The sequence below is a fragment of the Paraburkholderia sp. CNPSo 3076 genome, assembly GCF_026343935.1.
Taxonomy (GTDB): Bacteria; Pseudomonadota; Gammaproteobacteria; order Burkholderiales; family Burkholderiaceae; genus Paraburkholderia; species Paraburkholderia nodosa.
The window spans coordinates 20317-30537 of the sequence record NZ_JAPMAL010000054.1 but is presented as its reverse complement, the minus strand read 5'-3'; the positions used below and the strand labels follow the sequence as shown (position 1 = coordinate 30537).

Annotated in this window: 11 protein-coding genes and 1 pseudogene; 7 read left to right on the top strand and 5 right to left on the bottom strand. The window is 61.4% G+C overall.

What is annotated here, in order from left to right; genetic code table 11:
- On the bottom strand, positions 1-210 hold a 210-nt coding region (locus tag M3A49_RS38950; protein ID WP_133185892.1), incomplete at its 3' end, for a transposase.
- Positions 211-298: 88 nt separating this feature from the next.
- On the opposite strand from M3A49_RS38950, the pseudogene M3A49_RS38945 reads away from it, so the two are divergent.
- Positions 299-1051, top strand: a pseudogene (locus M3A49_RS38945) (IS5 family transposase); the annotation flags it as partial.
- A 262-nt stretch (positions 1052-1313) separates the two neighbouring features.
- Here the strand turns inward: M3A49_RS38945 and M3A49_RS38940 are convergent.
- On the bottom strand, positions 1314-1520 hold the full coding sequence (locus M3A49_RS38940) for a hypothetical protein (RefSeq protein ID WP_266233561.1): 207 nt from the start codon (positions 1518-1520) through the stop codon (positions 1314-1316).
- A gap of 81 nt (positions 1521-1601) precedes the next feature.
- Between M3A49_RS38940 and M3A49_RS38935 the strand changes: the two genes are divergently transcribed.
- Genes M3A49_RS38935 through M3A49_RS38925 form a run of 3 tightly spaced genes read left to right on the top strand, consistent with a single transcriptional unit; the run spans position 1602 to position 4170 of the window.
- Positions 1602-2222, top strand: a complete 621-nt coding sequence (locus M3A49_RS38935; RefSeq protein WP_266233560.1) for a tyrosine-type recombinase/integrase — start codon at positions 1602-1604, stop codon at positions 2220-2222.
- The gene (locus M3A49_RS38930) at positions 2219-3175 is read left to right on the top strand and encodes a tyrosine-type recombinase/integrase (RefSeq protein ID WP_266233559.1); all 957 of its coding nucleotides are present in this window, start codon (positions 2219-2221) and stop codon (positions 3173-3175) included. Before M3A49_RS38935 ends, M3A49_RS38930 begins: the two co-directional genes overlap by 4 nt.
- Complete coding sequence (locus M3A49_RS38925; protein WP_266233558.1) at positions 3172-4170, top strand: tyrosine-type recombinase/integrase; 999 nt, start codon at positions 3172-3174, stop codon at positions 4168-4170. Before M3A49_RS38930 ends, M3A49_RS38925 begins: the two co-directional genes overlap by 4 nt.
- 225 nt (positions 4171-4395) lie before the next feature.
- On the opposite strand, the gene M3A49_RS38920 is transcribed toward M3A49_RS38925, so the two are convergent.
- A complete protein-coding gene (locus tag M3A49_RS38920) occupies positions 4396-5601 on the bottom strand; it encodes a hypothetical protein (protein ID WP_266233557.1) in 1206 nt (401 codons plus the stop codon).
- A gap of 23 nt (positions 5602-5624) precedes the next feature.
- Between M3A49_RS38920 and M3A49_RS38915 the strand changes: the two genes are divergently transcribed.
- Positions 5625-5747: a hypothetical protein gene (locus tag M3A49_RS38915; RefSeq protein WP_266233556.1), complete on the top strand. Its 123-nt coding sequence runs from the start codon at positions 5625-5627 to the stop codon at positions 5745-5747.
- A gap of 28 nt (positions 5748-5775) precedes the next feature.
- Here M3A49_RS38915 and M3A49_RS38910 read toward each other — a convergent pair whose 3' ends face one another.
- Entirely contained in the window at positions 5776-6768 is a 993-nt protein-coding gene (locus M3A49_RS38910; RefSeq protein WP_266233555.1) for a DNA-binding protein, read from the bottom strand.
- 289 nt (positions 6769-7057) lie between these two features.
- Between M3A49_RS38910 and M3A49_RS38905 the strand changes: the two genes are divergently transcribed.
- Together M3A49_RS38905 and M3A49_RS38900 are read left to right on the top strand one after the other, a co-directional pair.
- Positions 7058-7252: a type II toxin-antitoxin system VapB family antitoxin gene (locus M3A49_RS38905; RefSeq protein ID WP_028215418.1), complete on the top strand. Its 195-nt coding sequence runs from the start codon at positions 7058-7060 to the stop codon at positions 7250-7252.
- The gene (locus tag M3A49_RS38900) at positions 7249-7653 is read left to right on the top strand and encodes a PIN domain nuclease (RefSeq protein ID WP_027820332.1); all 405 of its coding nucleotides are present in this window, start codon (positions 7249-7251) and stop codon (positions 7651-7653) included. The genes M3A49_RS38905 and M3A49_RS38900 overlap by 4 nt, the downstream gene beginning before the upstream one ends.
- Before the next feature lie 57 nt (positions 7654-7710).
- On the opposite strand, the gene M3A49_RS38895 is transcribed toward M3A49_RS38900, so the two are convergent.
- Positions 7711-10149 carry a TOTE conflict system archaeo-eukaryotic primase domain-containing protein gene (locus tag M3A49_RS38895; protein WP_266233553.1) on the bottom strand — a complete coding sequence of 813 codons (2439 nt, stop codon included), beginning with the start codon at positions 10147-10149 and terminating at the stop codon, positions 7711-7713.
- Between the last annotated feature and the right edge of the window lie 72 nt (positions 10150-10221).

The following is a 10221-nucleotide window of genomic DNA, read 5'->3' as shown; positions in this document are numbered from 1 at the left end:
GTCTACCGGTGGCTCGCTAGACACCGGGCCTGCCGCACCGAACACGTCGGCCGCGCGCTCCTGCAACTGCCGTTTCCATTCCGTGATCTGGTTCGGATGCACATCGAACTGCTGCGCCAGTTCGGCCAGCGTCCGCTCGCCCTTGACTGCCGCCAGGGCCACTTTCGCTTTGAACGCCGCTGAGTGCGTGCGTCGGGTTCGTTTCGTCATTTCCTCGGTTCCTTTGCCTGCATTATCGCTGGCTCAGGCCCCGGCCGTTCCACTTATCCCGCTGTCCGATTTTGCGCGGCCACCTCTGCCGGCCACCTCACCGAGGCTGATTGCTGGCTTGTTGTATCTCCAGCATGCGTTCGATCTGTCGGACGAGGAAGTGGTCTGGCAATGGGTGGAGAACCCGTATTGGCAAGTCTTCACCGGCGAAACGTTTTTACAGACCGAACCGCCGATCGATCCGTCGAGCCTGACGCGCTGGCGCAAGCGCCTGGGGGAAGCCGGAGTTGAGGAGTTGCTGGCTGAGACGATCGAAGCGGCGAAGCGCGCGGGCGTGATCAAGGCCTCAAGCGCGAAGCGCGTAATCGTCGACACGACGGTCATGCAAAAGGCGATCGCCCATCCAACCGATTCGCGCCTGCTCGAGCGGTGTCGCGAACATCTGGTGAAGGCTGCGGCACGGCACGGATTGAAGCTCAGGCAGAACTACAATCGCGAGGCCCCACACCTGGCGCGCCAGATTGGCCGCTACGCTCACGCGAAGCAGTACAAGCGCATGAGGAAGGCATTGCGTACGTTACGTTCGCGCGTTGGACGTGTGATGCGCGATGTGGAGCGACAGGTCGACCAGGTAGCGGACTCAAACCTCCCGGTCCTGCAGGAGCTGATTGAGCGCACGAAGCGAATGCTGTCGCGGAAGCCGAAGGACAAAAACAAGCTCTACGCACTACATGCGCCAGAGGTTGAATGTCTGGCGAAGGGCAAGGTGCGCACACCCTACGAGTTCGGCATGAAGGTGTCGATCACGACGACCCACAAGGAAGGACTGGTGGTTGGGATGGGGGGGCGAACAAGGTAAGCGTTTATCCCCTGCAGAGCCTAAGCGCTTTTAGACACAGTTCCTGGTTATCAGCGGTTCTTCGATGTCGGTAGCCGAAGACGCCCAATCAGCAACGAGCAGCGGCGCGCAGTGCCGGAAGCGACTTCGCATAAAAGAGCAAGCTTTACCGATCGGCCATCGTGGCCGGTTGGAGAAGCTGATGTCAACATTACACTGTGCTGGCAGGCCGCGAAGGACCGCCACGTCGCCACGGCTCGTCGAATTACCCGCCGAACTTGATCGCTGGGTCAATGAGTTCGATGGCCACCTGTCGCAAGTCGCCGGTCTCGCGACGGCCACGCGTCGTCAATACTGCTTTTTCGTTCGCAGATTTCTTGCCCAATATCGCGACGTGGTTGTTCCGGAACGATGCGTATTGCGCGCGGAATGGCTCACGGATTTCGCTCGCCAGGAGGCTACCCGGCTTCACGGCCACAGTCGGAATAAGCCGGGAACATCTCTTCAGTCATGGCTTCGGTATCTCGTATTTTGTGGGGTAATGGACGCTGGGATGGAGGCCGCGATCCCCTCAATGCCCCAATGGCGGTATGCGTCGCTTCCCGTTCGGCTGACTGCCGACGAAACCGAACGTGTGATCAATGCGTCGCGGGACGGCGGTTCTCACGAGTTGCGCAACCGAGCTATCCTGCTGCTACTGGCGAGGTTGGGATTGCGTGCCTGCGAAGCCAGGCATCTGACGCTCGATGACATCGACTGGGACGACGGTTCTGTACGCATCGCACCGGGGAAGAATCACCGCGAGCGGCGAGTACCGCTGCCGCACGACGTCGGTGACGCGTTGTACGTCTACCTGCGTGATGAACGACCGGCCTGTTCCTGCCGTGAGGTGTTCCTGAGCACGAGGAAACCCTACGGGCCGATTCGCGATTCGTCGCTGGTATCGGGCACCGTTCGGCAGGCAATGAAGCGTTGCGGGATCAATAGCATACCCGCAGCGGCGCATGCCCTTCGCCACTCCGCAGCTACGCGGATGGTCTGTCGGGGCGCGAGTTTCAAGGACGTCGCCGATGTGCTTGGTCATGCATCAATCAAGACCACCGGGATTTACGCAAAGCTCGACGTCGCAGCGCTTGCCCACGTGGCCTTGCCGTGGCCGGGAGTGACATCATGAACGGGCATCTTGAACTGCGTGACCATCTCGCTGCTTACCTGGCCGTCCGGGAAGCCCTGGGATTCAAGGATGCCGCGCGAACGAGGATGCTGAACAATTTCGTCGAATATGTGACCGGAGTAAACGGCAGATGGCCGATTGATGCTCGACTTGCGCTTGACTGGGCATGTGGTCCATCATCCGTCCGCAGCCCCGGCGGGCAGGCTCGCCGCCTCTCAACGGCTAGACGGTTTCTCTGCTATCTGAAGGCCAGCATTCCCGAGACACAGATCCCCGATAGTGGGCTGCTCGCTCGACCGCGGCGGCGACGGCCCTATATCTTTACGCAGGAAGAGATCGTTCGAATCCTGGATGCCGCTTCGGCGATGCGGCCACAGCGTACGCTGCGCCCCCACGTCTACGCTTCGATGATTGGCCTGTTGGCCAGTACGGGCATGCGCGCGGGCGAAGTCATCCGATTGAGGATCGACGACGTTCTGCTGGAAGCTGATCCGCCATGTGTAACGATCCTCGAGACCAAGTTTCGCAAGTCGAGAATAGTAGTACTCCATCCGACCACTGCGGAGAAATTACGAACCTACGCACTGCTGCGAGGAAAGCTCGGCTATGCCGGACTGTCTGACCTGTTCTTCATGTCCGAAATCGGAACGGCGATCAACTACGGCTTCTTCGCAACCTGGTTTGCCCGCACTACACGCCAGCTCGGCATGGCGCCATCTTCAGGCGCCCGACCACCAACGCTGCACAGCCTGAGACACACGTTTGCCGTTGAGCGGTTGACGCGATGGTGCCAGGAAGGCGCGCCAATCCGGGAATGGCTTCCGAACTTGTCCGTGTATCTCGGACACGTTAGCCCAGACGAAACATATTGGTACCTGACGGCCACGCCAGCGTTGTTGGCGACCGCCTTATCGACGTTTGAACGGTCTGCAATCCGTGGAGAAACGCAATGAAGCCTACCCAGTTGATCGGCCCGTTGCTGGAGGGTTTTTTCCTCGAACATCTGCTGGCGCATAAGCGGGTGAGTCCACGAACGATATCGAGTTATCGCGATACGCTCCATTTGCTACTACTGTTTGTGCGGGACAGAACGCACACGGAACCTTCGTCATTACGTATCGACGCGCTGGATGTGTCGATCATTCTGTCGTTTCTCGATCACCTCGAAACCGAACGCCACAATTGTGCGCGCTCACGCAATACCAGGCTTGCAGCGATTCACAGTTTCTTCCGATGGGTAGCGCTATGCGATCCACTGTCGGTCGGCCTCGCGACTCGGGTGCTCGCGATACCGTGCAAACGGACCGATCGATTGCTGATCCACTCACTGAGCCGCGATGAAATCGACGCCATTCTCGCTGCACCCGACCTTTCGCAATGGCGTGGGCGACGCGACTATGCACTGCTGCTCACGTTGTACAACACTGGCGCGCGCGTATCCGAAATCACCGCGCTCCAAATCGAACAGATTCAGTTCGGCAGCACCACGCTGATTAATCTGATGGGGAAAGGTCGAAAGGAACGCAGCGTCCCGATACCTACGGAGAGCGCGAAAATGCTGAAAACCTGGTTTCGGGAATTGGAGAGCCTGCGCACCACCGTGGCATTTCCCAGTAGTCGTGGCCGGACACTCTCGCGCAACGGAGTCGACTACATCCTGCAACAGGCCGTCGACCGAGCCCGCACGCACTGCCCAAGCTTGATTGGCAAGCGGGTTTCACCACATGTTATTCGGCATTCGACTGCCACTCACCTGTTGGAGGATGGTCACACGATCGAGTTCGTCTCCCTTTGGCTAGGGCACGAAAGCTCCCAAACGACCCACCTCTACACTGACATCGATCTTGTAGCCAAAGAACACGCGCTTGGAAAACTAGCACCGACGCATGCCGCGTCATTCCGGTTCAAGCCCGCGGATAGCGTGCTCGCCTTCTTGAAACAGCTCTAATTATTCACAGTACCACCGGCATCTACCGCGAGCCAACGGGGAGCCGGTGGATCAACTGGAAATAACCGGAAACTGTATCTAAAAGCACAATTTCCTATCATAGGCGTCCAAGTTATTATGACTTGGTCAAATCGCCGAAAATTGGCATATATGCCGGGCGTGCCATCTGGGCTCAGAGTTCATCCCAGATTTGCGGAGATGATGCAGCAGGTCAGGCCAGGGAGGCTAAGACTTGGGTTGCCACAAATACCCCGCTTTTTCCAGCCGGGCAAGCCAGGCTCCCCGCTTGCCATGACTCGACATCAATTGCGCCAGACGACGCCGGAATACGGCATCCCGCCTTGCGTTTTCATACGCTTCGGCGAGATCCTGCAACTTCTGGAATGCCTGATCGTAGGCGCTGCCCGTTGTGCGTCGCAGTTGTGCATCGATACTTGACCACGCCGTGTCTTCCTGCTCGAGAAGTGATGTGAGGTACCGTGTGCGCTCCTCACGACGACGGACCGCGGCCGCCTGGCGTGCTTCCTGCTCCTTTTTTTCACGGATGGCACGATGAGAGGCGGCCCTTGATTCGATTTCGGATATTCGACGGCGCCTGGGCAAATTCAATTGCTTTGCATTCCTCCCCTTCTCCCATTTGAGAAAAGCGTTTCGAAGCGTTCGCTCCGCTTCAAGGCTGCGCCCCTGTAGCAGCATGCGCAGTTTCGTCCGCATTTCCTCAACCGGCAACTCACGTAACCAGGGATCAAAGCGACTGTCTTCGCTCCCACTGGATTCTGGGGCCAATAATGACGGGCTGGCCTCGGCGGCGGCGGCGAGCCAATCCGCATCCAGCATCAGAAACTCGGCCAGTGCTACCTGTGCGGGCGTCAACGCCTGTAATCCAGCAGGCACCGGCGGTTCGATTTCATCATCGTGTAGCTCATCATTTCCGAGGCGGGCAAGCCACCCAAGATAAAGCGGGCGAGCATCGCCGCCGAGCAGCTCGTCGCGTACAGGCGGCAGGCGCGTCATCCACCCCGCACCATCCATCTCCTCCGAGAAGCGGGCGTGTTCGCCCGAGTCATCGTTGAACGACCAGTCGAGGAGGCACCAGTCATCGACGTCCATGGCCTCGAATGCTTTCTCGAAACAGGAGCGCCTCTTTCGTCCAGCCTTGACGTAATCGCGGATGGTCGCCGCGTCAAACGTCCCGTGCGGCAGGCGAAGAAGCAGGCGGCAGCTCCCCCAGTTGGAGGAGTAGACGTGGGCATCGAAATATTGCTGTACCCACTCGAGCGGATCGCCCTTGAGATTTCCCCAGTGATATTCGTTGACGAAGCTTGAGGCGGTGATCGTGGCCCGCGTGGAGAAACTGCGCAACTCTGCCTGCTGGGTCGCCGTAAGCAACTGGTCGACGCATGCAAACTCGTAGTATTGGTATTCGCTCATGCCAGATTCCCGTAGCGAAGCGCATGGAAGAGAAGAAGGTGAATGTGCCGGTGCGCAACCCGGCCGGAGTCATGAAACTTCGGGCCGACGCGAAAGCCGGAATGCTTCATGGCAAGCGCCGAAAGGCGTGCGCGTTGCCATTCTGACGTCCTTTCGGCACGCGATGCGGCGCTTTCAGCCAGCCGCGTCCGCGCCGCCCAGCCGCATCCGGTAGTCCACCAGGAGCTGCTGCTGTGCTTCGAGCTGCGCGGCCAGCTTCGTGAGGTCCGCGCGGAGCGAGTCGCGAGCCTCGCGTACCTGGAGCAGCTCGGCTGCCCGCGCATCGGCTGCCGACTGCGCTGCGTCGCGCTCGGCCTCGGCGCGCGCCCGATCGGTGAGCGCACGATTGAGGGCGGACTGCAGCGCCTCGCCATGTGCCTGCTGATCGCGCGCGAGCCGGGTCGTGGCCGTCGCTTCTGCGACGAGCCGCGCGTTGTCCCGGTTCAGCTGTGTGATCTCGTTCTGCCGGACGATGGCCGTCTGGTTCGCCTGGCGTAGCTCAGCCTGCACCTGCTGGACCTGCTGCTCATGTCGGTGCGCTTCCTGTTCGCGCTGCTCGCGCGCGGCCGTACGGAAGTGCTCAAGGGCATCGCGCGCATGCACGAGCTTGGCCTCAAGCGACAGGCGGAAGCCTTCCTGCTCGGCAAGGCGCTCGGTCTGGTCGCCTACCTGCTGGGTGAGCCGCTCGACGTCCAGGTCGCGCTGATGCAGTGCCACGCGAGTCCCGGCGTGCGCTTCCTGCTCCGCGCAAAGGGCGGCGGTGGCGCCGGAGAGTTGCTCCCGCACCGTGGCCAGCTCAGCGCCGAGCCTTGCGATTTCGGACTGCGCCTGCTGGCGCTGCGCGGCCGCAGCGGCGGCCTGCTGGTCGACGAGGGCTTGCGCTTCTTCATGCAGGCGGGCCGCGAGCCGGGCCACCAGATCCTGGATCGCGTCCGAGAGCGACCCGGCGCGTGTGAGTGACGTGCCCTCATCTTCCTCCAGTTCCTTCAGGTACCGGTGGATCGTGGTTTTCGAGCCCGTGTTGCCGAGCGCGATACGTATCGCGTCGATTGATGTGTGCTGCCCCTGCGCGAGCAGCGCCTCGCGGGCGCGCTTTACGTCCATGCGCGTAAGACCGGTGCGGGCCATTCTTTGTCCTCGCTCGAATAATGTACCGTATTACGTAATATGTATATACGTATCGAAAGCGCGAGTCAAGCCGCGGTTTTGGTCTGGTTTGTTGATATGCAATAAAGGAGGGTTATTCAGTGTGATGGTCCGAATCCGGCTTGTTCCGCCGGACAACCGGTACGAAATATGGAAATTGACGATCTCCGGGGGATTGCTGGTCGAATCGGGATGTCGCAACCCGGAGCGTGGACCACAAGCGTTTGATGTGTATAATTCAATTGTTTTATACACATTTACGAGGCGCGCCATGCGTACCAATATCGAGATCGACGACCGGTTGATGGCCGAAGCGCTTGCCGCAACGGGCATCCGGACCAAACGTGAAGCGGTCGAGCTCGGCCTGAAAACGATCATCCGGCTCAAGCAGCAGGAGCAGATTCGCCAGTTCCGAGGCAAATTACCGTGGGAAGGCGACCTGGATGCCATGAGGCGCGACCAGTGATACTCGTCGATTCAAGCGTGTGGATCGACTACTTCCGGGGGCTGGCTTCACCCCAAGCCAGCCGACTGGATGCCCTGCTGGGCCGGGAGGTGCTGGTCACCGGCGACCTGATCGTCGCCGAGGTGCTACAGGGATTTGCCGCCGAGTCGGCGTTCAATACTGCCCGGCAGCTGATGACGACGCGATTCGATGTCGTCTCGCTGGTGGGGCCGGATAACGCCATTCAGGCGGCCCGGAATTACCGCATCTTGCGAGCGCAGGGCGTAACGATCCGCAAAACCATCGATACGCTGATCGCGACGTGGTGCATTGAAAACGGTGCGCCGCTGCTCTTCAGCGACCGGGATTTCGATCCGTTCGTCGAGCACCTCGGTCTTCAGTCTGCAATGCGCGACGACTAACGTGCCGGTGACAGCAAACAGCAAGAAACGATACGGAATACGAATTCACCACCGGTTTCAGGCCAGCTGCAGCTGGAGATCTTCTCCGGGCGTGCGGATCTGATAGCCCATTGCCCGGTAGCCGCGCTGGCGTTTCTCCCACATGCGCTGCAGCACCGGGTGGCCGCCATCCACATAATCGATCACCCGTACGCCGGTCTTGCCCGCATGCTCGCGGTGCAGCCGGCCGGCGTACTGCTGCAGCGTGCCCCTCCACGCAACCGGCATGGCCAGTACCAGCGTGTCCAGCGCCGGATGGTCGAAGCCTTCGCCTACGAGCCTGCCAGTCGCCAGCACCACGCGGGGCGTATCCCCGGCCAGCGCGTCAAGGGCAGCCAGCTGTGCCACCCGCGCTTTACGGCCGAGGCGACCGTGCAGCACGAACAGCGGTTGTACCGTGTCTTGCAGCATCTGCTGCAGGCTTTCGAGATGGTCCGTCCGCTCGGTGAGTACCAGCACGTTCCGCCCCTGCCCGTACTGTTCACGTACAGCCGCCGCGATCATCTGCGTGCGCGCGGTGTCCTGCGCGAGCTGAGCGAACACTGCCTGGATTGGCGCGTCGGCCGCGACGTCCACTACGGAGGTGAGCCTTTGCGGGAAGACCTCAAGCACCTGCGGCGCGCCAGCGGGCGATTTCGCCGCATGCCGGATCGGTCCACACAGCATGAACATCACCGGTTGCTGGCTGTCGCGCCGCACCGGCGTCGCCGTCAGGCCGAGCACGTAGCGTGCATTGACGCCCTTTAGCACGGCCTCGAAGGAATCCGCGGAGACGTGATGACATTCATCGACGATGACATGGCCGTAACGCCGCAACAGCTCGCCGCGGGCACCATCGGGTGCCACGGATTGCAGCATCGCGACATCGATCCGGCCCGTCGCCTTCGACTTGCCGCCGCCGATCGTGCCGATCTCGCGCGCGTCGAGTGCGAGAAACGACTGCAGGCGCTCGCGCCACTGGTCAAGCAGCTCCCGGCGGTGCACAAGCACGAGCGTGTTGACGCCTCGCTGCGCGATCATCGCGGCCGCCGTCACGGTCTTGCCGAACGCCGTCGGCGCATGCAGGATGCCGGTGTCGTGTCGCAGCAGGTCGGTGACGGCCGCTTGCTGGTCATCGCGCAACGTGCCGGCAAACGGAACTGCAAGCGGCTCGCCGGTGCAGCGCTCGTCGCGGACGTCGCAGGCGATGTCGTTATCGCGCAGTAGCGTCACGACGTCGTCAAGGCATCCGCGCGGCAATGCAATGTGGCGCGGGCAGTTCTCGGCGCGCCCAATGATGCGTGGCTTGTCCCATACGCTGAAGCCGCGCGCCTGGGCCCGGTAGAACTCCGGATTCTGGAAGGCGGCCAGCCGGATGAGCCGGTTGAGCAGTGCCTGCGGAAGCTGCGCCTTTTCAAGATAAAGCTGGTTCGCGAGCGTCAGTGTGAGCGACGCCGGCATCGTTCCGGCCAGCCGCTTCGGCTGCGCTGGCGCTGGCTTCCACGGTTCGGCCTGGTCCTCCTCGGCGATGAACGCAACGTCGAGCGGGTGCGCACCGCCCGTGGCGCGAAAGATCACCCCCTCGATGTCGCGGCTGTCCATGGTTTGCACGGACGCGAGATACGACCACTGGTCAGCGTACGGCTGAAAGCCGTCATCGACAAACACGCTCCAACCGTGCTCGCGTGGCTGCTTCTGCAGCGGCAGGGCTATGAGGTTACCGAAGCCGCCCTTGGGCAGCACGTCCTGGTTCGGAAAAAGCCGGTCGTAGGACGTCAGTTCGAGCTGCCGGGTCCGCGCGCAGGTATGGCTGATGATGGCGGAGCCCATCCGTCGAGCGTCGCGTGCAGCAACGGCCGACGAGAAGAAGATCCACGCGTGTGCGCCATTGCCTGAACGCGAGATTTCGAGCGATACCGGCACGTCCATCTCGAGGCAGGATTGCCGGAACGCCTGCGCATCTTCACGCCAGCCTTCCTCGTCGAAATCGACAGCAAGCAGATAGCAGGTGCCGTCCGGCATCAGCGGATAGAGGCCCACCGTGCGATCGCCGACCAGGTGCGCATAGACGACCTGGTCGTCCAGCGTCAGCAGTACACGATGCCCGCAGTCGGCGCACCGGATGCGGGGCTTTTCGCAGATCCCGGCGCGCCATTCGTTGGCGCACGCCGGCGCGTAGCGGGATTTTCCGGAATTGCGACTTTCCCAGCGTAGCGGATAGACATCCGTACGACCGCGAAAGAGCCGCCGGAAGAGCTGTACCTTCTGCTCGGGCGAAAGGACGGGGGCGCCCGTGTTTCGCACCGCTGGCAATGGTTCGTTCCGGGCCACCCGCACGGGCTTTGCCTGCGCCTGCAGCGTTGCCGGCAGCAACGCGGTGAGCCGCGCGATTTCGGCCTGCAGGCGGGTGAGCTCCGCGAGCAGCTCCTCGCGCGTGAAATTTTCCCAGTCTGCCTGTAGCAGCTTACCTTCGTTCATCGATTCACCGGCCGAAACCCTGGCACCCATCGAGCACGCCAACTGGCGCACACGTTCGTTGTTGCATATCAT